This is a genomic window from Pseudomonas izuensis (assembly GCF_002356535.2).
Lineage (GTDB): Bacteria > Pseudomonadota > Gammaproteobacteria > Pseudomonadales > Pseudomonadaceae > Aquipseudomonas > Aquipseudomonas izuensis.
The window spans coordinates 1787424-1812743 of the sequence record NZ_AP017423.2 but is presented as its reverse complement, the minus strand read 5'-3'; the positions used below and the strand labels follow the sequence as shown (position 1 = coordinate 1812743).

The 25320-nt window shown below is 61.0% G+C and carries 19 protein-coding genes and 1 other RNA gene; 8 read left to right on the top strand and 12 right to left on the bottom strand.

Annotation, left to right across the window (positions count from 1 at the left end; genetic code table 11):
- Nucleotides 1–101 precede the first annotated feature (101 nt).
- From LAB08_RS08205 to LAB08_RS08180, 6 genes are all read left to right on the top strand, one after another.
- Nucleotides 102–2552: a heavy metal translocating P-type ATPase gene (locus tag LAB08_RS08205; RefSeq protein WP_096512693.1), complete on the top strand. Its 2451-nt coding sequence runs from the start codon at nt 102–104 to the stop codon at nt 2550–2552.
- Between the two features lie 22 nt (nt 2553–2574).
- Nucleotides 2575–2793, top strand: a complete 219-nt coding sequence (gene ccoS / locus LAB08_RS08200; RefSeq protein ID WP_059404569.1) for a cbb3-type cytochrome oxidase assembly protein CcoS — start codon at nt 2575–2577, stop codon at nt 2791–2793.
- Nucleotides 2786–3469, top strand: coding sequence for a sulfite exporter TauE/SafE family protein (locus LAB08_RS08195; RefSeq protein ID WP_096512694.1), 684 nt, complete (start codon nt 2786–2788; stop codon nt 3467–3469). The genes ccoS and LAB08_RS08195 overlap by 8 nt, the downstream gene beginning before the upstream one ends.
- A 194-nt stretch (nt 3470–3663) precedes the next feature.
- Nucleotides 3664–5046: an oxygen-independent coproporphyrinogen III oxidase gene (hemN, locus tag LAB08_RS08190; RefSeq protein WP_096515508.1), complete on the top strand. Its 1383-nt coding sequence runs from the start codon at nt 3664–3666 to the stop codon at nt 5044–5046.
- Nucleotides 5047–5137: 91 nt separating this feature from the next.
- A complete protein-coding gene (fnr, locus tag LAB08_RS08185; RefSeq protein WP_096512695.1) occupies nt 5138–5872 on the top strand; it encodes a fumarate/nitrate reduction transcriptional regulator Fnr in 735 nt (244 codons plus the stop codon).
- 80 nt (nt 5873–5952) lie between these two features.
- A complete protein-coding gene (locus LAB08_RS08180) occupies nt 5953–6501 on the top strand; it encodes an adenine phosphoribosyltransferase (RefSeq protein WP_096512696.1) in 549 nt (182 codons plus the stop codon).
- Nucleotides 6502–6636: 135 nt separating this feature from the next.
- Here the strand turns inward: LAB08_RS08180 and LAB08_RS08175 are convergent, their stop codons facing one another.
- The 5 genes from LAB08_RS08175 to dnaX form a co-directional block, all read right to left on the bottom strand.
- The gene (locus tag LAB08_RS08175) at nt 6637–7785 is read right to left on the bottom strand and encodes an acyl-CoA dehydrogenase family protein (protein WP_096512697.1); all 1149 of its coding nucleotides are present in this window, start codon (nt 7783–7785) and stop codon (nt 6637–6639) included.
- A gap of 182 nt (nt 7786–7967) precedes the next feature.
- A complete protein-coding gene (gene recR / locus LAB08_RS08170) occupies nt 7968–8570 on the bottom strand; it encodes a recombination mediator RecR (RefSeq protein WP_096512698.1) in 603 nt (200 codons plus the stop codon).
- A gap of 74 nt (nt 8571–8644) precedes the next feature.
- Nucleotides 8645–9679: an NADPH-dependent curcumin/dihydrocurcumin reductase gene (curA, locus tag LAB08_RS08165; RefSeq protein ID WP_096512699.1), complete on the bottom strand. Its 1035-nt coding sequence runs from the start codon at nt 9677–9679 to the stop codon at nt 8645–8647.
- Nucleotides 9680–9944: 265 nt separating this feature from the next.
- Nucleotides 9945–10283: a YbaB/EbfC family nucleoid-associated protein gene (locus LAB08_RS08160; protein WP_096512700.1), complete on the bottom strand. Its 339-nt coding sequence runs from the start codon at nt 10281–10283 to the stop codon at nt 9945–9947.
- A gap of 64 nt (nt 10284–10347) precedes the next feature.
- A complete protein-coding gene (gene dnaX / locus LAB08_RS08155; RefSeq protein WP_096512701.1) occupies nt 10348–12426 on the bottom strand; it encodes a DNA polymerase III subunit gamma/tau in 2079 nt (692 codons plus the stop codon).
- Nucleotides 12427–12560: 134 nt separating this feature from the next.
- On the opposite strand from dnaX, the gene LAB08_RS08150 reads away from it, so the two are divergent.
- Nucleotides 12561–13301 (top strand): substrate-binding periplasmic protein, encoded by a 741-nt coding sequence (locus LAB08_RS08150; protein ID WP_096512702.1) that lies wholly within the window; start codon nt 12561–12563, stop codon nt 13299–13301.
- Nucleotides 13302–13403: 102 nt separating this feature from the next.
- On the opposite strand, the gene LAB08_RS08145 is transcribed toward LAB08_RS08150, so the two are convergent.
- Entirely contained in the window at nt 13404–15113 is a 1710-nt protein-coding gene (locus LAB08_RS08145; protein WP_096512703.1) for a putative bifunctional diguanylate cyclase/phosphodiesterase, read from the bottom strand.
- A gap of 278 nt (nt 15114–15391) precedes the next feature.
- Between LAB08_RS08145 and LAB08_RS08140 the strand changes: the two genes are divergently transcribed.
- Complete coding sequence (locus LAB08_RS08140) at nt 15392–15706, top strand: helix-turn-helix domain-containing protein (RefSeq protein WP_096512704.1); 315 nt, start codon at nt 15392–15394, stop codon at nt 15704–15706.
- A 175-nt stretch (nt 15707–15881) separates the two neighbouring features.
- Here the strand turns inward: LAB08_RS08140 and ffs are convergent.
- The 6 genes from ffs to LAB08_RS08110 all read right to left on the bottom strand — a co-directional run bounded on the left by ffs (nt 15882) and on the right by LAB08_RS08110 (nt 25257).
- An RNA gene (ffs, locus tag LAB08_RS08135) (signal recognition particle sRNA small type) lies at nt 15882–15978 on the bottom strand.
- A 145-nt stretch (nt 15979–16123) separates the two neighbouring features.
- On the bottom strand, nt 16124–17290 hold the full coding sequence (locus LAB08_RS08130; protein WP_096512705.1) for a zinc-binding metallopeptidase family protein: 1167 nt from the start codon (nt 17288–17290) through the stop codon (nt 16124–16126).
- A 249-nt stretch (nt 17291–17539) separates the two neighbouring features.
- Nucleotides 17540–19897 (bottom strand): NAD-dependent DNA ligase LigA, encoded by a 2358-nt coding sequence (gene ligA, locus LAB08_RS08125; RefSeq protein WP_096512706.1) that lies wholly within the window; start codon nt 19895–19897, stop codon nt 17540–17542.
- Nucleotides 19898–19988: 91 nt separating this feature from the next.
- Nucleotides 19989–20849 (bottom strand): cell division protein ZipA, encoded by an 861-nt coding sequence (gene zipA, locus LAB08_RS08120; protein ID WP_096512707.1) that lies wholly within the window; start codon nt 20847–20849, stop codon nt 19989–19991.
- Nucleotides 20850–21106: 257 nt separating this feature from the next.
- On the bottom strand, nt 21107–24595 hold the full coding sequence (smc, locus tag LAB08_RS08115; protein WP_096512708.1) for a chromosome segregation protein SMC: 3489 nt from the start codon (nt 24593–24595) through the stop codon (nt 21107–21109).
- Nucleotides 24596–24597: 2 nt separating this feature from the next.
- Complete coding sequence (locus LAB08_RS08110) at nt 24598–25257, bottom strand: GntR family transcriptional regulator (protein WP_096512709.1); 660 nt, start codon at nt 25255–25257, stop codon at nt 24598–24600.
- Nucleotides 25258–25320 lie beyond the last annotated feature (63 nt).

Here is a 25320-nt window from a genome sequence, read left to right as displayed (position 1 = left end):
CTTCGCGCATCGCTGGCAAGCCAGCTCCTACAGGAACGCACGTACTCTTGTAGAAGCTGGCTTGCCAGCGATGAGGCCCATCCAGACGCCATAGATTACCCATGACCATTTCGCTCTCCTGCTACCACTGCGCCCTGCCCGTCCCGGCCGGCAGCCGTTTCACCGCGGCGGTCCTGGGGCAAACCCGCGAGTTCTGCTGCCCGGGTTGCCAGGCCGTGGCCGAAGCGATTGTCGCCGGTGGACTGGAAAGCTATTACCAACATCGCAGCGAAGCGTCAGCCAACCCCGAGGCGCTGCCGGTGCAATTGGTGGATGAACTGGCACTGTATGACCGTGCCGACGTGCAGCAACCCTTTGTCCGCCATGAAGGCGAACTCGCCGAAACCACATTGTTGATGGAAGGCATCAGTTGCGCCGCCTGCGGCTGGCTCATCGAGAAACACTTGCGCGCCTTGCCCGCTGTGGCCGAGGCCCGCCTGAACCTGTCGAACCATCGACTGCATGTGCGCTGGGCCGACGCGCAACTGCCGCTCAGTCAGGTGCTCGCAGAGCTGCGCCACATCGGCTACGCCGCTCACCCTTATCAAGCCGACCGCGCCAGTGAACAACTGGCCAGCGAGAACCGCCTGGCCCTGCGCCAGCTCGGCGTCGCCGGCCTGCTGTGGTTCCAGGCGATGATGGCGACCATGGCCACCTGGCCGGAATTCAACATCGACCTCAGCCCTGAACTGCACGCCATCCTGCGCTGGGTCGCGCTGTTTCTCACCACCCCGATTGTGTTCTACAGCTGTGCACCGTTCTTCAAGGGTGCCATGCGTGACCTGCGCACCCGCCACCTGACCATGGACGTCTCGGTGTCGCTGGCCATTGGCAGCGCCTACATCGCCGGGATCTGGACGTCGATCAGCGGCGTTGGCGAACTGTATTTCGATGCGGTCGGCATGTTTGCGCTGTTCCTGCTGGCCGGGCGCTATCTCGAGCGCCGCGCCCGGGAACGCACGGCCGCCGCCACCGCGCAGCTTGTCAACCTGCTGCCGGCCTCGTGCCTGCGCCTGGGCACCGACGGCCAGAGCGAGCGTATCCTGCTGACCGAGCTGCGGGTGGGTGACCTGGTGCTGGTGCATCCGGGCGCGATCCTTCCGGCCGACGGCAGGATTCTCGACGGCCAGTCGAGCATCGATGAATCGCTGCTGACCGGCGAATACCTGCCGCAACCCCGTACGCCTGGCGACGCCGTCACCGCCGGCACCCTGAATGTCGAAGGCGCGTTGACCGTGCAAGTTCAGGCGCTCGGCCAGGACACCCGGCTCTCCGCCATCGTCCGCCTGCTGGATCGCGCCCAGGCGGAAAAACCACGGCTGGCGGAAATCGCCGACCGCGCCGCGCAATGGTTCCTGTTGCTTACGCTGATCGCGTCCGCCTGTATTGGCCTGCTGTGGTGGGAGCTGGATTCATCGCGAGCGTTCTGGATTGTGCTGGCGATGCTGGTCGCGACTTGCCCCTGCGCCCTGTCCCTGGCAACACCGACCGCCCTCACGGCGGCCACCGGCACCCTGCACAAACTCGGCTTGCTGCTGACCCGCGGCCATGTGCTCGAAGGCCTGAACCAGATCGATACGGTGATTTTCGACAAAACCGGCACACTGACCGAAGGACGCCTGGCGCTGCGCTCGATCCGTCCCCTTGGTGCCCTCGACCGCGATCAGTGCCTGAGCCTGGCCGCCGCTTTGGAAAACCGCTCCGAACATCCGATTGCCCGTGCCTTCGGTCGCGCACCGCTGGCCGCCGAGGAGGTGCACAGTTTTCCGGGCTTGGGCCTTGAGGGACTGGTTGGCGAGCAGCGCCTGCGTATCGGCCAGCCCGGTTTTGTCTGCGAACTCAGCGGTGCCGCCGCCCCCTCGATGCCGGATGAAGCCGGACAATGGCTGCTGCTTGGCGATGAACGGGGGCCATTGGCCTGGTTCGTTCTCGACGACCGCTTGCGTGACGATGCCCCGGCCCTGCTGGCAGCCTGCAAGGCCCGCGGCTGGCGCACCTTGCTGCTGTCCGGCGACAGCTCGCCGATGGTTGCCAGTGTCGCCGCCGAGCTCGGTATCGACGAGGCCCGGGGCGGTTTGCGCCCGGACGACAAGTTGCAGGTTCTGCAACAGCTGCACCAACAAGGCCGCAAAGTGCTGATGCTCGGGGACGGCGTCAACGATGTACCGGTGCTGGCCGCCGCCGATATCAGCGTGGCCATGGGCTCGGCCACCGACCTGGCAAAAACCAGCGCCGACGCGGTGCTGCTGTCCAATCGCCTCGACGCACTGGTACAAGCCTTCAGCCTGGCTCGGCGAACCCGTCGGGTAATCATCGAGAACCTGCTGTGGGCGGCGCTGTACAATGGCCTCATGTTGCCGTTCGCCGCCCTCGGCTGGATCACGCCGGTGTGGGCCGCGGTCGGCATGTCCATCAGTTCGTTGACCGTGGTGCTCAATGCCCTGCGCCTGACCCGCCTGCCCGGCGCGCCGGTTGCCGCCGCCACGCCAGAAACCCGCCCGTTGCCGGCCTGAGCCGCGCGGGCATGGAGTCCAGATGCCAGCTCTCTATGTGATGATCCCGGCCGCGCTGCTGATCGTGGCCATCGCTATCTATATTTTCTTCTGGGCGGTCGACAGTGGTCAGTACGACGATCTGGACGGCCCAGCCCACAGCATCCTGTTCGACGATCAGGACCCGAATCACACCGCGGCGGTCGACGAGGCCAGCGGCCATCCGGCCAAGCCAGACGACAAGGCGCCGCCCCATGCTTGAGTTGGCGCCATTACTGGTGTCTGCGGTGATCCTCGGTCTGCTCGGTGGCGGCCATTGCCTGGGCATGTGCGGCGGCTTGATGGGCGCGCTGACCCTGGCAATTCCCAAGGAACAACGTAGCCGTCGCTTTCGCCTGCTGCTGGCCTACAACCTCGGGCGAATCCTCAGCTATGCCGCCGCCGGCCTGCTGATCGGTCTCGCCGGCTGGGCGGTGGCCAATAGCCCGGCGGCGCTGTTCATGCGCGTGCTCGCCGGATTGCTGTTGATCGCCATGGGCCTGTACCTGGCCGGTTGGTGGAGTGGCCTGACGCGCATCGAAAGCCTGGGTCGCGGCCTGTGGCGGCATATCCAGCCAGTGGCCAACAAACTGCTGCCGGTGTCGAGTATCCCCCGCGCACTATTGCTGGGCTCGCTTTGGGGCTGGCTACCCTGCGGCCTGGTTTACAGCACGCTGTTATGGTCGGCCAGTCAGGGTAATGCGCTGGACAGCGCGCTGCTGATGCTGGCGTTCGGCCTCGGCACCTGGCCGGTCCTGCTTGCCACCGGGCTGGCGGCGGAACGGGTGACGGCGCTGTTGCGCAAGCGCAGCGTGCGCGTGGCCGGTGGGTTGCTGGTGATGGTGTTCGGTATCTGGACCTTGCCGGGGCCGCATCAGCATTGGTTGATGGGGCATTAGATCGGCGGTGTCTTCTTCGCGAGCAGGCTCGCTCCCACATTTGGAATGCGTTCCCCCTGTGGGAGCGAGCCTGCTCGCGAAGAGGCCCGCACAAACAACACAAATACCGACCCTTGATGCAAATCAAGATCCCCAAATGTCACACCCCCTAGACTGGCCAGCACCGCCAGCCCATTCCGGGGGATGCCCGCATGATGCTCGACGCCATTCGTTGGGATACCGATCTGATCCGCCGTTATGACCTGGCGGGACCGCGCTACACCTCCTACCCGACCGCCGTGCAATTCAATGGGCAGGTCGGCACCTTCGATCTGTTTCACGCCCTGCGCGAGAGCCGCAAGGCCCTGCGCCCGTTGTCGCTGTATGTTCACGTGCCGTTCTGCGCGAACATTTGCTACTACTGCGCCTGCAACAAAGTCATCACCAAGGATCGCGGCCGCGCCCTGCCCTACCTGCAACGCCTGGAACACGAAATTCAGCTGATCGCCTGTCACCTCGACCCCGCGCAAAAGGTCGAGCAACTGCACTTCGGCGGCGGCACACCGACCTTTCTCAGCCATGACGAACTGCGTCAGTTGATGGCGCACCTGCGCAAGCATTTCAATTTGTTGGACGACGATTCCGGCGACTACGGTATCGAAATCGACCCCCGTGAAGCCGATTGGTCGACCATGGGCCTGTTGCGCGAGCTGGGGTTCAATCGGGTCAGCATCGGCCTGCAGGATCTCGACCCCGCCGTACAACGCGCGGTCAATCGCCTGCAAAGCCTGGAGGAAACCCGCGCGGTGATCGACGCCGCCCGCACCCTGCAATTCCGTTCGATCAACATCGACCTCATCTACGGCTTGCCAAGACAGACCCCGGACAACTTCGCCCGCACCGTCGAAGAGGTCATCCGCCTGCAACCGGACCGGCTCTCAGTATTCAACTACGCGCACCTGCCAGAACGCTTCATGCCGCAACGGCGGATCGACGGTGATGAACTGCCAACACCGGCGCAGAAACTGGAAATGCTGCAACGCACCATCGAGCAACTGACCGCTGCCGGTTACCGCTACATCGGCATGGATCACTTTGCCCTGCCCGACGATGAGCTGGCGATCGCCCAGGAAGAATCGACCCTGCAACGCAACTTCCAGGGCTACACCACCCACGGGCATTGCGATCTGATCGGACTGGGCGTTTCGGCGATCAGCCAGATCGGCGATTTGTATTGCCAGAACAGCAGCGATTTGAACGAGTATCAGAACAGCTTGGCCTCAGCACAATTGGCCACCAGTCGCGGCCTGTTATGCAACGGCGATGACCGGATCCGGCGTGCAGTGATTCAGCAGTTGATCTGCAATTTCAGCCTGGAATTCGCCCTGATCGAGCACACCTTCAACATCGATTTTCAAGGCTATTTCGGCGAACTTTGGCCACAATTGCAGCGCATGGCCAAGGACGGCCTGATTGAACTGGATCGCGAAAGAATCAGCGTACTGCCGGCCGGGCGCTTGCTGGTGCGCTCGGTGTGCATGGTGTTCGATGCGTACCTGGAACAACACAGCCGCCAACGGTTTTCACGGGTGATCTAGCGGTGCGACAAAACCGCCATGCGCTGGCCTCAACATCCTCCAGTGGGTTACCCTTACGTCTTATGTGTGTTTTCCCACAAGGATTGAAGAAATGTCCGAGCCAGTAAAACTGCGCACTCATAACCAGGCCCATTGCAAGGATTGCAGCCTGGCCCCGCTGTGTTTGCCGCTTTCGCTGAATCTGGAAGACATGGACGCGCTGGACGACATTGTCAAACGTGGCCGCCCGCTGAAAAAGGGAGAGTTTCTGTTCCGCCAGGGTGACACGTTCGACTCCGTTTACGCCGTACGCTCCGGCGCACTCAAGACCTTCAACCTGAGTGATGCCGGCGAAGAACAGCTCACCGGGTTTCATCTACCAAGCGAACTGGTCGGATTGTCGGGCATGGACACCGAAAAACATCCGGTGTCGGCGCAAGCGCTGGAAACCACGTCGGTGTGTGAAATTCCCTTCGAACGCCTCGACGAACTGGCCCTGCAATTGCCGCAGCTGCGCCGTCAGTTGATGCGGGTGATGAGCCGTGAGATTCGTGACGATCAACAGATGATGTTGTTGCTGTCGAAAAAAACGGCTGACGAGCGCATCGCCACTTTCCTGGTTAACCTGTCGGCACGATTCCGCGCCCGGGGTTTCTCGGCCAATCAGTTCCGCCTGAGCATGTCGCGCAACGAAATCGGCAACTACCTGGGCCTGGCGGTGGAAACCGTGTCGCGGGTGTTCACGCGCTTCCAGCAGAACGAGCTGATTGCCGCCGAAGGCAAGGAAATCCGCATTCTTGACCCGATCCAGCTGTGCGCGCTGGCCGGCGGCTCAATCGAAGGCTGATTCAAGCGATAGCGGCTGAGCGAAACGGTTCAGCCGCCGTTATAATGCGCCGTTTGCAGCCCTGCCAGGACACCCCGACGATGGTCTTCGACTCCTTCGACATCAAATCCCTCATCCGCCCCGTGATCGACTTTCCCAAGCCGGGGGTGATTTTTCGCGACATCACTCCGTTGTTCCAGTCGCCCACGGCCCTGCGCCTGGTGATGGACAGCTTCGCCCATCGTTATGTCGAAGCCGACTTCACTCACATCGGCGCCATGGATGCCCGTGGTTTTCTGATCGGTTCGGTGCTGGCCTATCAATTGAACAAACCGCTGGTGCTGTTTCGCAAGCAAGGCAAGCTGCCGGCCGATGTCCTGGCCGAGGGTTATGCGACCGAGTACGGCGAAGCGTTCCTGGAAGTGCATGCCGATAGCTTGTGCGAAGGCGATTCGGTGGTGATGTTCGATGACCTGATCGCCACGGGCGGCACCTTGATTGCAGCGGCGAACCTGATTCGACGCATGGGCGCCCGGGTTCATGAAGCGGCGGCAATCATCGACCTACCGGAATTGGGTGGATCGCAGCGGCTGGAAGACATGGGCATTCCGACGTTTTGCCTGACGCAGTTTGCCCTGACCGATATGTAAGCAGCGTCTGTACTGACGTCTTCGCGGGCAAGCCAGCTCCTATAGGATCTGCGGCGTACACAAATTGTGTGCACGGCAGAGAACACTGTGGGAGCTGGCTTGCCAGCGATAGCGTCAGCAGCTACACCACAGAACTCAGAGCCCCATCTGCTTGCTGATGATCTCGTTCATCACTTCCCGCGTCCCGCCCCCGATCGACAGAATCCGATTATCGCGGTACAGCCGCTCTACCAGGCTGTCCCTCATGTAACCCAAGCCACCCAATATCTGCACGGCATCCGTGGTAATCCTGTCCGCCGTGTCGGTGGCAAAATTCTTGGCCATGGAAATTTCCTTGATCACGCTCTGCCCCGCGGCCATTTTCGCTGCCTGGCGATAGGTGAATTCCCTTGAGACTTCCAGTGCGGTGGCCATTTCGGCGAGGCGGTGCTTGATCACCTGGAACTTGCCGATGGGTTTGCCGAACGCTTCACGCGCTCGCGCCCATTTCAGGCTTTCCTCCAGGGCGAGCTGCGCTGTCATATTGGCCATCAGGGCCAATGCCAGGCGTTCGCTCTGGAAGTTGCCCATGATGCAGGCGAAGCCCATGTTCTCGCCGCCAATCAGATTGCCTACAGGCACCCGGCAGTCATCGAAGAACAGTTCAGCGGTATCGGACGCCCACCAACCCATTTTCTTCAGTTGCCGCCCCACGGTGAAACCGGGGGTGCCCTTCTCGATCAACAACAGGCTGACACCCGCGAAACCCGGCTCACCGGTGCGTACCGCAACCGTATAGAAGTCCGCGCGCACGCCACTGGTGATGAAGGTTTTGCTGCCGCTCACCCGGTAAAATTCGCCATCACGCACGGCGCGGGTTTGCAGGTTGGCGACGTCGGAACCGCCGCCGGGCTCGGTGACGGCCAGGGCGCTGATTTTTTCGCCCGACAACACCTGCGGCACGACCCACTCACGGACTTCAGGCCTGGCCCATTTGAGAATCGGCGGCAGACCGATGTCCAACGACCCAAGCCCTGCCACCAGACCGCCCGAGCCACAACGCATCAACTCTTCGCTGGCGGCGATCTTGGCGAACAGATCGCCTTCGTGGCTCCCGCCGAGCGCTTCCGGGTAGCCGATACCGAGAATCCCCGCCGCGCCGGCCTTGAGGTAGAGCTCACGGGGAAAGCTTTCGGCTTCTTCCCACTCGTCAATGTCCGGAAGAATCTCGCGCTCGACGAAACGTCTGACGCTGTCGCGAACCAACTGGTGGCTGGGGTCGAAATATTCCTGAAAGGCAGGCATCGGCGAACTCCACGGAAGGGGTTCGCCGACGTTAACCGAGCGCTTGCTTGGTTTTCAACAGGGTTATGTGAATCAGATGGACCGAGGTGCGCCATTCGCGAGCAAGCCCGCTCCCACAAGGGACTGGTGTACGCAAATCCAATGTGGGAGCGAGCCTGCTCGCGAAGGCGTCAAATCAAACGCTACAAAGCAATCGGCTTACGCCCGGCAAACGAATGCGCCAACGTCCCGCCATCCACCAACTCCAGCTCGCCGCCCAATGGCACGCCATGCGCGATGCGCGAAGCGATCAGGCCTTTGCTGCTGAGCAACTGGGCGATGTAATGTGCCGTGGCTTCCCCTTCCACGGTCGGGTTGGTGGCGAGGATCACTTCAGTGAACGTGCCTGCCTCTTCGATCCGCGCCATCAGCTGTGGAATGCCAATGGCTTCCGGTCCCAGGCCGTCGAGTGGTGACAGGTGGCCCTTGAGCACGAAATAGCGACCGCGAAAGCCGGTCTGCTCCACGGCATAGACATCCATCGGCCCTTCCACGACGCAGAGCAGCGTATCGTCACGCCGGGTATCGGCGCATTGCGGGCAGAGGTCATCTTCAGTCAGGGTGCGGCACAAACGGCAGTGACCGACCCCTTCCATGGCCTGGCTCAAGGCCTGGGCCAGTCGCGAGCCGCCGCTGCGATCGCGCTCGAGCAACTGCAACGCCATGCGCTGGGCGGTTTTCTGACCCACACCTGGCAAAACGCGCAGGGCATCGATCAGTTGGCGAATCAAAGGGCTGAAGCTCATGGGGAAAAATCCGGTAAAACAACGAGACGCGGTTTATACCCGCGCCTCTGGTTAGCGTCAAATTGCAGAGGCAATTAGCCCTGGGCGACCTTAATCACCAGTTTGCCGAAGTTGCGCCCTTCCAGCAGACCGATAAACGCCTGGGGCGCATTCTCCAGACCATTGACCACGTCTTCGCGGAATTTCACCTTGCCGTCACGCACCCACGGTGCCATGGCGCTGGCGAATTCCGGCTGACGGTCGCCGTAGTCGTCGAACACAATGAAGCCCTGGATCCGCACGCGTTTGGTCAATAGCGTGCGCTGCAATTGCGGCAGACGATCCGGCCCACTCGGCGCTTCGCTGGCGTTGTAGGACGCTATCAGGCCACACAGCGGAATCCGCGCCTTGGGATTGAGCAGTGGCACCACGGCGTCGAACACCTTGCCACCGACGTTTTCGTAATAGATGTCGATGCCCTTGGGACACGCCTGGGCCAATTCATCGGCGAAATCCGGGCTTCTGTGGTCGATGCAGGCGTCAAAACCCAGATCCTCGACCACATAGCGACACTTGTCCGCGCCACCGGCCACGCCGACCACACGCAACCCCTTGATCTTCGCCACCTGCCCGACCACCGATCCCACGGCACCGGATGCAGCGGCGACCACCAGGGTTTCACCCGCTTTCGGCTGACCGATGTCCATCAACCCCATGTAGGCGGTCATGCCCGGCATGCCCAGTACACCCAGGGCCATCGATGGGCTCGGCAACGATGACGGGATTGGCATAATGCTGCGGCCATCATTGATGCTGTGGCTTTGCCACCCCGTGGCACCTACCACCAGATCGCCTTCCTGAAATTTGGGATTAAGCGAGCGCTCAACCCGGCTGACTGCGCCGCCGGTCATCACCTCACCGATTTGCACCGGGGCTGCGTAGGACGGTGCGTCACTCATACGCCCGCGCATGTAAGGGTCGAGTGACAGATAAAGGGTCTTGAGCAGCACCTCGCCGTCGGCCAGATCGGGCAGCGGGACGCGCTCCAGGCGGAAATTCTCCGGCGTCGGCGCGCCGACCGGGCGCGAGGCCAGGACGATGCGTTGGTTGAGGGTCATGGGGTCGGACATGGCGGCGTCTCCTTTGATCGATGAGTTCGGGGGTATAGGGAGCAGACCTTTGTGGCGGTGGCGGGTTCGATCGTTCGTCAGTTATACCGAGGCGACTTCATCGCGGGCAAGCCACGCTCCCACAGGATTGAGGTGATCCCTGTGGGAGCCGGGCTTGCCCGCGATGGCGTCGCGACAGACGCCTCAGGCCCAACAGGCCGAAACAAAAATGCCAGGCGCGATGCCTGGCATTTTTTATGTAGCCCATCCGACGCGCTTCAGCGAATCAGAATGGCAGTTTCATGCCCGGCGGCAGTTGCATGCCAGCGGTCATGCTGCCCATTTTTTCCTGGCTGTTGGCTTCGATCTTGCGCACGGCGTCGTTGACGGCGGCAGCGACCACCGCTTCCAGCATTTCCTTGTCGTCTTCGCTCATGCCTTCGAGCAGGCTTGGGTCGATGCTCACGCTCTTGACGTCATGACGACCGGTCATCACCACGGTGACCATATCGCCACCGGCCTTACCGGTGACTTCGGCGTTGGCCAGCTCTTCCTGCATCTTGGCCATTTTTTCCTGCATCTGCTGCGCCTGCTTCATCAGGCCGGCCATGCCACCTTTCATCATGGTAATCACCTCAAAAGTACTTGGATCAAAACGGCGCCCGGCGCTTGCCGCCGAACACCTTCAGTTATGAGCCCTGACTGACCAGGGCTTCGACAGGTTCAATAGTATCGTTACGGATCACTGCACCGAACTGCTGCATCATTTGCTGGATGAACGGATCGCCGTGGATCGACTCCTCGGCCTCGCGCTGACGGTCGGCACGACGGCGGGACGCAGCCTGGGCCGGGGTTTCCTGCTCGGGCTTGATCAGCTCCATGGTCAGGGTCAGGTTACGCCCATGATATTGGTTCAACGCATCGTTGAGGCGACGTTGCTGTGTGGCGTTGAACAAGGCGCTGTGGGCCGGGTCCAGGTGCAACAGCCAATTGTCGCCATCGACGGCGATCAAGGTGCAGTTGGCGGCGATACTGCCGGTCATGCCGGAGATCGGCAATTTCGGGAACAGTTCCAGCCATTGCAGGGCCAGGCCCGTGGCCGGCGCGGCGGCGGGTTCCGGCTCGGGCTCCGGCGCTGGTTCGGCGGCGTGTTCGCTGGCCAGATCATCGAGGTAGCTGTAGGCCGAGTCCATGTCCGGTTCGATGTAGTCCTCGTCCAGCGGCGGCTCGTCGTCCAGGTCCATGCCCGGCGTGGCGGCATCGACGTCGGCCACGGACGGCTCCGGGATTGGCGCAGCGGCCCACTCCGGAGCGTCCGGCACCACGCTGTCAGGCGTCGGCAACGGCATCGGTGGCAATTCGGGTTGTTCGCTGGCGGTTTCCAGTACCGGTTCCACCGCTGGTTGCTGGACAGTGGCCGGCTCGACCGGGTCATTCCACGGCAGGTCGACAACCTCTTCGACCACGTCCGCCTCGACCACGGGCTCAGGCAACACCACAGGGGCAACCGGTTCAGGCGTGGGAGCCGGCGCCGCAGCAACGACTGGCGCAGGGACCACGGGGGCAACGGCCGCAGCGACTACCGGCGCTACCACCGGCGCGGCAGCCACTGGTTTGGCGGAATCAACTGTGGCCTGGCTGATCCCCACTGGCTTTAGCGGTTGCCTCGGGGCGTCCGCGGTGTCGGCGGGACGGAACGCGAGCATCCGCAGCAGCACCATTTCGAAGCCGCCTCGCGGGTCCGGCGCCAGCGGCAAATCGCGGCGACCGATCAGGCCCATCTGGTAATAGAACTGCACATCTTCGGCCGGCAGGGCCTGGGCCAGCGCCAGCACCCGGTCACGGTCGCCGTGACCGTTGTCGACGCCCTCGGGCAAGGCCTGGGCGATGGCAACACGGTGCAGCACGTTGAGAATTTCCGAAAGCACGCCATTCCAGTCCGGGCCTTGCTCGGCCAGATGACGGACGGCTTCGAGCAACGCCTTGGCATCCCCTTCGATCAGCGCATGCAGCACGTCGTAGACCTGACCGTGATCGAGGGTGCCGAGCATCGCCCGCACGTCGGCGGCCATGACCTTGCCTTCACCAAAGGCAATCGCCTGGTCGGTGAGGCTCATGGCGTCGCGCATCGAACCATCGGCGGCACGGCCCAGCAACCACAGTGCATCGTCTTCGAACGGCACGTTCTCGACGCCCAGCACATGGGTCAAATGCTCGACCACGCGCTCCGGGGTCATGTTCTTGAGTGAGAACTGCAGGCACCGCGAAAGAATCGTTGCAGGAAGTTTCTGCGGGTCGGTGGTGGCCAGGATGAATTTTACGTAGGGTGGCGGCTCTTCCAGGGTTTTTAGCAGCGCATTGAAGGAATGGCTGGAGAGCATGTGCACTTCGTCGATCAGGTAGACCTTGAAGCGCCCGCGGCTCGGCGCGTACTGCACGTTGTCGAGCAGCTCGCGGGTATCCTCGACCTTGGTGCGGCTGGCGGCGTCGATTTCGATCAGGTCGACGAATCGGCCTTCATCAATCTCGCGGCATACCGAACACTCGCCACAGGGCGTGGAAGTGATACCTGTTTCACAATTCAGGCATTTAGCGATGATTCGCGCGATGGTGGTCTTGCCGACCCCGCGCGTACCGGTAAACAGGTAGGCGTGGTGCAGCCGCTGGCTGTCCAAGGCATTGATCAGAGCCTTGAGCACATGGGTCTGGCCGACCATTTCGCGGAACGAGCGCGGACGCCATTTACGTGCAAGAACCTGATAACTCATCGAAAACCATCGCCACTGGGAAGCAGAAGCGGCTAATGCTAGCGGAGCAAGGCCAAAATTGCATCCGGTGCGCTCGTCTAATCTGGCTAAGCTGCTTTTTGGGGGCTTTTTGATTCAAAGATAGCGGAGCGTTTATGCGGCTGGCCTTGGGGGCACTGCTGTTGATCAGCCTGGACGGCACCGCCGCGCAAGCGCCGTTGCGCTTCGTGGTGCCCGACAGTTGGGCAATGCCGATGGTGCAGCTGGAAAATGGCCGGCCGACCCAGGGCATCTTGTACGACGTCATGCTCAGCCTGGCGACCCAAATCGGCGTACCGGCGGAATTCCATGTACTGCCCAGAGGGCGTGTGCAAAGTGCCATGGAACATGGCGAGGTCGATATCCGCTGCTATGTTGCGCAGTCCTGGCTACCGGACCCGTCCGGCGACTACCTCTGGAGCATCCCGCTCTTCACTCAAGCTGATTTGCTGGTCAGCCGCCCTGCCCCGCAGACTTCAGTAATTGCGGCGAACCTGCCGCGACAATCCATCGGCACGGTGCTCGGCTACAGCTATCCGACCTTGCAGCCGTTGTTCGACGCCAATCAATTGCACCGCGACGATGCCCGCAATCAGGAGCAGGTGCTGGAAAAACTCTACGCCGGGCGCAATCGCTATGCCGTCAGCAATCAATGGACACTGGACTGGTTCAACCAGCGCCTGCTGCCGGGTCGGCAACTGCAAGGCGTGGCGGTGCTACAGGAGCAAAACGTTGGGTGCTACGTGCGCAATGATCCAAAAGTGCCGGGGCAACGGATCCTGCGTACGTTGGTGCAGATGAAAATGTCCGGGGAGATCGATGACATCATCGGGCTCTACATCGGCGGCAAACCATAAACCCTTGTGGGAGCGAGCCTGCTCGCGAATGCGGATTGTCAGTCTCATGGATGCCGAATGTGACGCCGCCTTCGCGAGCAGGCTCGCTCCCACATTGCATTTTCATGCGCCTGACGCCGTTTGATCCAGCACCCGCCATTTCAGCGGCACGACAAACCCTGCGACCCACCCCGGCACCTCTGCCGGCGGCATCGGGCGGGCGATGAAATAGCCCTGGGCCACGTCGCAGCCCAACCGCATCAGCAACTCACCGTGCTCGACGCTTTCCAGCCCCTCGGCAATCACCTGCCGGCCAAACGCCCGGGCCAGGCCGATGATCGCGGTGGTCAGGGCAAGATCGTCGCCGTCTTGCAGAATGTCGCGCACAAAGGATTTATCGACCTTGATGGTTTGGGTGCGCAGGCGCTTGAGGTAGCTCAGGGAAGAATAACCCGTGCCGAAATCCCCCAATGAAAATTGCACCCCCAGCGCCTGGCAGGCCTGCAAGCAATCGCTGACGTGCTGGATATTTTCAATGGCGACCGACTCGACGATTTCCAGGTCAAGCCGCTGCGGCGCGACTCTGGCATGTCGTGCCAGCACTTTTTTAAGCCTCTCGACAAAATCCGCCCGCTGAAAATGCCGTGCCGCGATGTTGATGCTCACCGGCCAGTCATGGCCGGCCTGCTGCCACTGATCCAGTTGCGTCAGCACCTGGTCCATCACCCACTCGCCGATGTCGATAATCAGGTCGGTTTCTTCCACCAGCGGCAAGAACGCCCGGGCCGGCACGATGCCCTGTTGCGGATGCTCCCAGCGCAGCAACGCCTCGAACCCGACGACCTCACCATGGCGCATGTTGACCTTGGGCTGGTAATGCAGGCGCAATTCATCGGCGGCCAGCGCCTGGCGCACCCGTTCGACTGTCTGGTGAGTGGCCTTGACCTCCCGATCCCGGGATACGTCGAATAGATGAAAGCGTTTGCGGCCGCTCTGCTTGGCCACATACATCGCCTGATCGGCATGGCGCAACAGAGTTTCAGCATCTTCATGGTCATGGGGAAACAGTGTGACGCCGATACTGGCAAACACATTGATGTCCTTGCCACTGAGCGAGTACGGCGCGGAAATCGCCTCCAGCACCCGGTTCAGTGCCGCGCGCAATTCCGGCAAATCGCGCACATAACGCAGTACCAGCACGAACTCATCCCCGGCCAGCCGCGCCACCACATCTTCGCCACGTACGATGCCGCGCAATCGTTTGGCTACTTCCACCAATAAAAGATCACCGCTGGCATGCCCGTAGCCATCGTTGACCGCCTTGAAGCCGTCGAGGTCAAGCATGCACACCGCCAGCGGGATGCCTTCCTGCCGCGAAAACTCCAGCGCCTGATCCAGCAAGTCCGATAGAAACGCGCGATTGGGCAGCCCGGTCAACACGTCATGCCCGACCCGCCATTGCAGGGAGTGCAGCAACTGACGCTTCTCGCTGATATCGAAACGAATCGATAAATAGCGCTCGATGCGCCCAGTGGCTTTATCGAGTACCGGCACCATGGTGCTTTCGACCCAATACAGGCTCCCGTCCTTGGTGCGATTGCAGATTTCACCCTTCCAGACATTGCCCGAGGCGATGGTGCGCCACATCCCGACGAAAAACTCGGCCGAATGCATGCCGGAATTGAGCATGCGATGGTTCTGCCCAAGCAACTCCTCGCGGCTGTAGCCCGAGATCGCACAGAATTGATCGTTGACGTGGGTAATCCGGCCGGTCAGATCGGTCTCGGAAAAAATGGCGGCGGCATCCACGGCCCTGCGGTACTTCTCATCCATGAGTCAGACTCGCTGTCACTGGCGGTGGAACCCGTTTAAGGCAGCAACACCAATACTGGTAATATTTTTGTCGAACCTGGGCACTCGCAATCCTGCGAGTGCGCGCGATAGTGGTTCATTTACTGCGTTCCAACTTCCGGGAACAGGTCACCCAACGCGCCTTCAGGGCGGCGATTCTACGAAACGCATCACATTTTGCAAAGCAAGGTGATGGATCATGCAGTTGTATAATGCAAAAATCTATCGTTAAGTTCTTGATTCTAAATGGGAATTGAGCGATGCAAATTTCAAGTTTGGGTCCGGCCATTCGGCGCTACCGCAAGGTCGCGGGGCTTACTCAGGCTGAACTTGGCGAAAAAACCGGTTTTGACCCCAAAACCATCAGCCGCTTCGAAACCGGCACCTATACCCCCAGCGTGGACGTACTGTTCCTGCTTGCCAATGTGCTGGGCGTGAAGCTGAAAGCCTTTTTCGCCGATCTGGGCGAAGAAGATGAACAGCGGGCGTATCTGTTCGATGTCGTACATAAAGCCACCCCGAAGGATCTGGGAAAGCTGATCGCAGCGGTTGACCAGGCCTTGTCCAAGCCTTAGTGCCAGAAAAGAAAAAAGGAGGCCGACTTGTCATGCTGACAGGTCGGCCTCCTTTTTATGTCGTAGCCTGAATCGGAAACGACAAAAAACCGCTATGGACTTGGTCCATGGCAGTGCAATAAAAGTACTTTCATATAGAAACGCGAAGAGGGTTCGCGTGGCGTTAAGGTGGCGACCCCACCAGCCACACCCCGGCACACAATGTCACCGCTGCGGCTGCTCCCTTCCAGGCCTGACCGGGTTCACGGCTGATCGTTGCGGGGGGACCGATGGGGTCACCATAACGACGCTCACCTGACGGCGAGCCGCGCCATTGTACCTATCTGAGACGAAGTTACAACCGTTCGGGTGGATTAAAAAATATAACTGCTTCAATGACATGCAGAACGCCCGAAAGATCGCAGCGTCCGGCAGTCTCTACAGGTCCTGCAAGACCTCGTCCGCCCTGCCCCCCTCGCGCTGAATGACCAGATGAATGAAGTGCAGCTTGGCGATCACCGCCGGTGGCAGCACGAAGGGATAAAAATCCGGCTGGCCCATGCTGCGCGACAGCTCATTGAGCATGCCGGCCAGTTCGATCCAGGCGTTGACGAACGACAGGAACGCCGCGCCGCCCGGATGTTGCGGATCGTAGAGGGTATCCAGCGGAAATGGCTGATAGTCGAAGTCCATTTCCCGGGCGCTCATGCCAAACCCCAGCGCCGTATCCACCGCGTCCATCATGTGCAGGTAGTGCGCCCAGGTTTCAGCCCAGTCCTCCCACGGGTGCATCGTGGCGTAGGCGCTGACGTAGTGCTGCTGCCAATCAAGGGGGGCACCTTGTTGATAATGCCGATCCAGCGCCTCGGCGTAGCTGGCGCGCTCATCGCCGAACAGCCCGCGGAATGGTTCCAGCCAATCATTGCCAGCGATCAAACGGTCCCAGTAGTAGTGCCCTACTTCGTGACGGAAGTGCCCAAGCAGGGTGCGATAGGGTTCGTGCATCTGTACCCGCACCTGTTCGCGATGGGCATCGTCGGCTTCTTTGATATCAAGGGTGATCAGACCGTTCGCGTGGCCGGTGGTGGGTGGCTTGCCTTCAAGGTCGACACCTATGAAATCGAAGGCCAGGCCCGCCTCTTCGTCGACAGTCTTGGGAATCACCTGCAAACCCAAACTGACCAATTGCGCCACCAGACGCCGCTTGGCGGTTTCCACCTTGCGCCAGCGTTCGTGGTTTTCGGCTATCGATAGATCAGGAATAGTGCGATTCAGGCTGCAGGCGATGCACAAGGCACCCTGATCATGGGCAGGTAGCAACCAATTGCAGGCGGCCGGGGAATCGAGGTTGGCGCAACGGTGAAACAGGCCTGCGCCAGAATCGGCATCAAGGAGCCAGGTGCCCGTTTGCGCCCCCGGTTGCAGCGAGGACAAGCGACTCTGCTCCGGCTGATAACCCAACGCCGCGGAACAGGCCAGGCACTGGCTGTTGCGAAAGAACAGCGACTGCCCGCAACGACAGGGCCAGACCTTGCTATTGCGCGAACTATCGCCTTTGAAAGGCGCGGCGAGGCGCGAACTGAGCAGTTCGAAGAAACGGTACATGGCGATCTCTCCCTGGGGCTTGCCAAGACTAGATCATTCCTGATCGACGATCGTTCCCGATATTTGTGAGCGGGCTGAGATCGCTTTCGCTGGCAAGCCAGCTCCTACAAAGATCGCGTAAACCCTGTAGGAGCTGGCTTGCCAGCGAAGGCGGCATGCCTGACACACCGCGTCGCCGGCTTCGCCAGCAAGCCGGCTCCTACAAAGATCGCATAGATCCTGCAGGAGCCGGCTTGCCAGCGAATGGCCTCACACCGATAGGCCGTGCGTACTCAGAAATCCGACAAACGCCTCTTCATCCAGCACCTTCAGCCCCAGCTCGTTGGCCTTGGTCAATTTCGACCCTGCCCCCGGCCCCGCCACCACGCAATGGGTCTTGGCCGATACCGAGCCGGCGACCTTCGCGCCGAGGCTTTCAAGTTTCTCCTTGGCCACATCGCGGCTCATCAGCTCCAACGAACCGGTCAGCACCCAGGTCTGGCCAGCCAACGGCAAACCTTCGACGACTTTCTTTTCGCTGTGCCAGTGCATGCCGAATTCGGCCAATTGCGTTTCGGCCGCCGCGGCCAGCAGGCGATTGTCCTCGACTGCAAAAAACTCACGAACCGAATTGGCCTGTTTCTCCGGCAGCGCCTGACGCATGTCCAGCCAGTCGGCGTCGATCACCCCTTGCAGCGAGCCGAATTTGTCGGCCAGCTTCTGCGCCCCGCCCGGCCCGACCGAAGGAATGTGCAGCTTGTCGAGGAAACCACCGAGTGTCGTGCTGGCGGCAAATTCGGCGCCCAGCTCGCCCTGATCCTGTATCTGCAACCCGTGCTTGAGCAGATCGGCGATGACCTGCTGGTTATGCGCATCCTCAAAAAAGCTGTGAATCTCGTGAGCCACTTCCAGGCCGACATCCGGCAAGTACGTCAGCACTTGCGGCAGTGCTTGCTGCACCCGCGCCAACGAGCCCAGGGAGCGCGCCAGCACCTTGGCCGTCTCTTCGCCGACATCGGGAATCCCGAGGGCATAGATGAAGCGCGCCAGGCCTGGCTTCTTGCTGTCTTCGATGGCGCCGAGCAACTTCCTGCTCGACAGTTCGGCAAAGCCTTCCAGGTCGACAATGTCCTCGAACTTCAGGGCGTAGAGATCCGCGGGCGAACTCACCAGACCTTCATCCACCAATTGTTCGACGCTCTTGTCGCCCAGGCCTTCGATGTCCATCGCCCGACGGGAAACGAAGTGAATGATCGCCTGCTTGAGTTGCGCGCCACAGGCCAGTCGACCGACACAGCGATAGACCGCACCTTCGCTGACGGTCTCGCGACCCTTGCTACGCTTGACCAGTTGCGTGCGCTCGACATGGGAACCGCAGACCGGGCACTGCTCCGGAATCTGCACCGGCCGCGCGTTGTCCGGACGCCGCTCGGTGACCACTTGCACCACTTGCGGAATCACGTCGCCGGCGCGGCGGATGATCACTGTGTCGCCGATCATCAGCCCCAGTCGCGCCACCTCATCCATGTTGTGCAGCGTCGCATTCGCCACGGTGACACCCGCCACCTTGACCGGTTTCAGGCGCGCCACCGGCGTGACGGCACCCGTGCGGCCGACCTGGAACTCCACATCGAGCAACTCGGTGAGCTCTTCCATGGCCGGGAATTTATGGGCGATGGCCCAGCGCGGTTCGCGGGCACGGAAACCCAGCTCGCGCTGGGAGGCAATGCTGTTGACCTTGAACACCACGCCATCGATTTCATAGGGCAACGCATTGCGCCGCTCGCCAATGTCGCGGTAGTAGTCCAGGCACTCATCGATACCGTTCGCCAGTTTCAGCTCATGACTGATCGGCATGCCCCAGGCCTTGAGCTGCTGCAGATTACCAATGTGCGTGTCGGCAATATCCGCGGACACCTGGCCGATGCCGTAGCAGCAGAATTCCAATGGCCGGTTGGCGGTGATCTTCGAATCCAGTTGCCGCAAGCTGCCCGCCGCCGCATTGCGCGGGTTGGCGAACGTCTTGCCGCCGACCTCCAGTTGCGTGGCATTGAGCCGCTCGAATCCGGCCTTGGACATGAACACTTCCCCCCGCACTTCCAGGGTCGGTGGCCAACCGGTGCCGTGCAGTTTGAGCGGGATGTTGCGCACGGTGCGCACATTGACGCTGATGTCTTCGCCGGTGGTGCCGTCGCCGCGCGTGGCGCCGCGCACCAGCACGCCATCCTGATACAACAGACTGACCGCCAGACCATCGAGTTTGGGCTCGCAGCTGTATTCAACCGCAGCGCCACCACCGAACAGATCACCAGCCGGCAAGTCCAGCCCCTCGGTCACCCGACGATCAAACTCGCGCATGTCGGTTTCTTCGAAGGCATTGCCGAGGCTGAGCATCGGCACTTCGTGGCGCACCTGAGTGAATGCCGACAACGCCTCGCTGCCCACTCGCTGGGTCGGCGAGTCGCTGGTGATCAGTTCGGGATTAGCGGCTTCAAGCGCCTTGAGCTCGTTGAACAGCCGATCATACTCGGCGTCCGGAATGCTCGGCTCGTCCAGCACGTGATAGCGGTAATTGTGCAGATCCAGCTCGGCACGCAGCTCTAGAATGCGGTTTTTGGCGGCAGTCATCGGTGTTCTCTCATAAAGCAAAAGAGCAGCCGAGGCTGCTCAATCTATTGTGCCGATCGTCCCGCGCCCGGCGCGGGAACAACCTTTTGAATCAACGTTTCTGAGTCAGGGCGCGACGCTCGAATTCAACGATGCGCTGACGGTAGTGTTCGATCGTCTGGGCGGTCAACACGCTGCGCTGATCGTCTTTCAGTTCGCCATTCAGCTCCTGGGACAGTTTGCGCGCCGCGGCCACCATCACGTCGAAGGCTTGCTTGGGATGACGCGGGCCTGGCAGCCCCAGGAAGAAGCTCACCGCCGGGGTACTGAAGTGGTCGATGTCATCCAGATCAAAAACGCCTGGCTTGACCGCATTGGCCATGGAGAACAGAACTTCGCCATTGCCGGCCATGCTTTCGTGACGATGGAAGATGTCCATTTCGCCAAAACGCAGACCGCTTTCCAGAATGTTCTGCAACAACGCCGGGCCTTTGAAGCCGGCGGCGTCGCGGCAAATCACGCTGATCACCAGCACTTCTTCGGCTTGCGGCTGATCTTTTTCGCTGACCGCAGCCGAAGCCTTGGTGTCTTCGACAAAATCGTCGTCGCGGCTGCTGAAGCCTGGGCCGCCGTCCAGATCGAGATTGAGGTTCAGGTCGCCCTGGGACGGCTCGCCACCACGCTTGCCGCGCTTGGAACCCGATTCACGGGTTTCGCGAGGCTCGCGCGCCGGCATGCTCACCGACGGCAGATCCTGCTCGTCCAGATGCGGTTCCTTATGGTCGTCCAGCACGCGGGACGGGCCCAACAGCTCGGCGCTGGTGTCCTCGTCCGGCAGGTTGGACAGACTTCGGTCAAGACGGAATTTCAGTTTTCCCTTGCCGCCGCGCATACGGCGCCAGCCATCAAAAAGAATACCGGCAATGACAATAATGCCGATGACGATCAGCCACTCGCGCAGACCGATTTCCATGTAATCCCGTGCCTCTATAAAAAATGCTGAAAAATAAGGGGTTTACAACCTGTAAACACCTTTAAAACGTGGCGCCAACTCTATGTTCTGACAGGCGTTTTGCCCACGTATACGAAAAATTGACATTAAACTAGCACGACCAAAGGTAACTTTACACCGTCTGTCACATAGGCTTCAGCGAATATGTCGATTGGCCAGCAACTCAGGACAAGTAAAAAAGTCCTACACGTCAGTAGTACCTATCCTACAGAGACAACTCAAGCCTCCACCATCGCCATCGCCTCCTCGACATCCACGGCCACCAGACGTGAACACCCCGGCTCGTGCATCGTCACCCCCATCAGTTGTTCGGCCATTTCCATGGCGATCTTGTTGTGGGTGATATAGATGAACTGCACCGTCTGCGACATCTCTTTGACCAGTCGTGCGTAGCGTCCCACGTTAGCGTCATCCAATGGCGCGTCCACCTCATCGAGCATGCAGAACGGCGCCGGGTTCAACTTGAAGATCGCAAAAACCAGGGCCAATGCCGTCAGGGCTTTTTCGCCACCGGAGAGCAAATGGATGGTGCTGTTCTTCTTTCCGGGCGGTTGCGCCATGATCGTCACCCCTGTATCGAGTAGATCTTCGCCCGTCAGTTCCAAATACGCGCGACCTCCACCGAAAACTTTTGGGAAAAGCGCCTGTAAACCGCCATTGATCTGATCAAAGGTATCCTTGAAGCGGTTGCGGGTTTCCTTGTCGATCTTGCGAATAACGTTTTCCAGCGTCTCGAGCGCCTCCACCAGATCGGCGTCCTGCGCATCCAGATAACGTTTACGCTCGGATTGTTGCTGGTATTCGTCGATGGCCGCGAGGTTGATCGCGCCCAGGCGCTGTATACGCGCGGCGATGCGTTCAAGCTCTTCCTCGGCGGCTTTTTCGCTGGCCTCGGCGGTCAGCGTGGCGAGCACGCCATGCAGGTCGTAACCGTCTTCGATCAACTGGTCCTGCAAGGCCTTGCGCCGCACGGTCAGGGCTTGCCATTCCATGCGCTGCTGTTCGAGCTGGCTGCGGATCAACTGCGATTGCTGCTCGGCCTGGCTGCGGCGCTTTTCGGCATCGCGCAATTCGCGGTCGGCATCTTCCAGGGCGATTTGCGCGGTCTTGAGTTCTTCGTCGACGGTCATGCGCTTGTCGAGCAACTCTTCGAGTTTCAGCCGCAGCTCTTCCAGCGGCGCTTCACCCTCCTCCAGATTGAGGCTCAACTGCTCACGCTTTTCGGTGAGGCGTTCGGCCTGCATTTCCAGACGCTCCAGCGCCTGACGCGTCGAATCGTGCTGCGCCTTGAGCGAACCCAGGCGCACCGCCAGTTGATGGGCATGATCCTTGTGCTGCCGCGCTTCCTGACGCACCCGGTCAAGCCGCTCACGCAAGCTGTCGCGCTGGGCCAGCAGCAACTCGCGCTGCTCGGTGTCCAGCGCCATGCTGTCGAGGGCTTCCTGCAATTGCAGGCGCGCTTCGCCGATGTTTTCGTGCTCCAGCGCGCGCTGCTCGGTCAACTCGGCGATTTCTTCGTCGAGGCGGGTGCGACGCAAGGCCAACTGCTCGGCCTTGGCTTTGCCAGCCGACAACTGGGCTTTCAATTCGCCTTGTTGACGGGCTTCGTCTTGCAACAAGCGACGCAAATGTTCGCGGCCATTTTCCTGTTGACGCTGTTGCGCCCTGAGATTTTGAAGCTGGCTTTCCAGGGTTTCGACGGTAGCTTCAAGCGCTTCGCGATCGAGGCCCAGTTGCTGGATTTCCTGACCGCGGGCCAGCATGCCACTTTCCGCTTCGCTGGCTCGGCGTACACGCAGAAAATGCCGACCGACCCAGTAACCGTCGCGGCTGATCAGACTCTGCCCGGCAGCCAGCTGACCGCGCAAACTCAGGGCCTGCTCAAGGCTTTCGACCGGTTTGACCTGGCCCAGCCACGGCGACAGATCGACTTGCGCCTCGACCTTGTCGAGCAAGCTGCCCGGCACACGCACGCCATCACTGGCCGGGCTGAGCAAACGCAGGTCGCCCTGGGTAAACCCGGACAAATCGAAATCGTTGAAATCGTCCACCAGCACGGCTTGCAGATCGGCGCCCAGCACGGTTTCCACCGCCAGTTCCCAACCGGCTTCAACTTTCAGGCCCTCGGCCAGGCGCGGGCGGTCGGCCAGATGCTGTTCGCGCAGCCACTCGGCGGTACCAGTGCCTGGATCGAGCGCGGCTTGCTGCAAGGCTTCCAGCGAGGCCAACCGGCCATTGAGCCGTTGCAGTTCGCCCTGGGCCTGCTGCTGCGCGGACAGCGCCTGCTGCAATTGCTGGCGAAGCTGCTCAAGCTTTTCGACCTGAGCTTCTTCACTGGTCTGTAAATCCTCCAGGGTCGCCTCGGATTCAGCGAGTTGCTCGCTGAGTTCCATGATCGCCTGGTCTTCCGGGTCCGCCGACAGCAAGGCGCGTTCTTCGCCCAAGCGCTTCTGGCGATCGGCCAGGCGTTCCAGGCTGGTTTCCAGCTGCTGGATTCGCGACTGTTGAACTTCGGACTGGCGTCGCGGCTCGGCGGCGGTCAGGTTGAACGTGTCCCACTGCTCCTGCCAGCCATGCATGGTGGTTTCGGATTCTTCCAGCGCGGCGGCAGCCTCTTCGGCGGCGGCGCTGGTGACTTCCTGCTCCGGCGTGAGCATGTCCAGCTCTTCGCCGAGGGTCAGCATCAAGGTGCGGTCATGGCCCAGGTGCGACTCGGTTTCCAGGCGCGCGCGCTCGGCTTCCTTCAAGTCATCCTGCAGCTGACGCAGGCGTTGCTGACCATGCTGGATGCTCTGCTCGACCCGGGCGATGTCGCCACCGACTGAATAGAAGCGTCCCTGCACCAGATTGAAGCGCTCGGAGAGGTCGTGGTGCCCGTCACGCAAGCGTTCGATGCTGGCGTCGGCATTACGCTGTTCGGCCACCAAGGCCTCGAAACTGACTTCCTGGGTGCCAATGATCGACTCACGCTGGCCGACCTGATCGTTCAGATCCTGCCAGCGCAGGGCCGACAGTTGCGCCTTGAGCTGACGTTCTTCGGCCTTGAGCTCCTGATACTTCTTGGCGGCCTCGGCCTGGCGATGCAAGCGCTCGAGCTGACGCTCGAGCTCTTCGCGCAGGTCGGTCAGGCGCGCGAGGTTTTCGTGGGTGCGGCGGATGCGGTTTTCGGTTTCGCGCCGGCGCTCCTTGTATTTGGAGATGCCCGCCGCTTCTTCGATGAAATTGCGCAGGTCTTCGGGCTTGGACTCGATCAGCTTGGAGATCATCCCCTGTTCGATGATCGAGTAGCTGCGCGGGCCCAGGCCGGTGCCGAGGAAAATGTCGGTGATGTCACGGCGACGGCACTTGGTGCCGTTGAGGTAATAAGTGGTCTGGCTGTCGCGGGTCACTTTGCGGCGAATGGAAATTTCCGCATAGGCCGCGTATTCACCGAGCAATGTGCCGTCGGAGTTATCGAACACCAGCTCGATGCTCGCCTGGCTTACGGGTTTGCGGCTGGTAGAACCATTGAAGATGACGTCGGTCATCGACTCGCCACGCAAGTTCTTGGCCGAACTCTCGCCCATCACCCAACGCACGGCGTCGATGATGTTCGACTTGCCGCAGCCATTGGGCCCGACCACCGCCGCCATGTTACTGGGGAAGTTCACCGTGGTCGGATCAACGAAGGATTTGAACCCTGCCAGCTTGATGCACTTGAGCCGCACGCTTAGGCGTCCGTCAGGGCGGAAATCACCAGATCGCAACTACGCTGGCCATAAGCCGTCAGCACTTGGCGAATCTGTGGAAAGTCACGGGCGATCACGGCGGCGAGCAGGCGTTCGAACAGCTCCAGATACTCGCTCATCGAGGCCTTGCGCTGATCCAGGGCAAGGAAGTAGGCACGGCTCATGGCCGGCTGCAGATTCTCGACGGTTTCCTGCAGATAAGGATTGTTGGCGAACGGATACGTGGCGCGCATCACATTGAAACTGTCGTCGACGAAGGTATGGATGTCCTGGCGTTCGTAGCTGGCGGTCAGGCGCTGCTGGATCTGCACGAACGGCGCCAGGTCGGCCTGGACTTTCCAGCCAGTGGCCACGGCGTTGGCCAGCAGGATGTACATCTCGCCCATCAGCGTGCACAGGCTCTGCACCTTGTGCGCGGTGAGCTCGGTCACATGAGCGCCACGTCGCGGCAGGATCGCGATCAGGTGGCGACGCTCGAGAATCAGCAAGGCCTCGCGGACCGAACCACGGCTGACGTCGAGGGCCTGCGTGACCTTCTGCTCCTGGATGCGCTCCCCGGGCTTCATTTCACCGCGAATGATGCGTTCGGCGAGGTGGTGAGCGATTTGCTCGGCGAGGCTGTCCGGCGCCTTGAACGTCATGGTTGTCCTTCAAACTCTTCGATCTGCACAAGCGGCGCAGTGTAGCGCAATTGATACGTCATG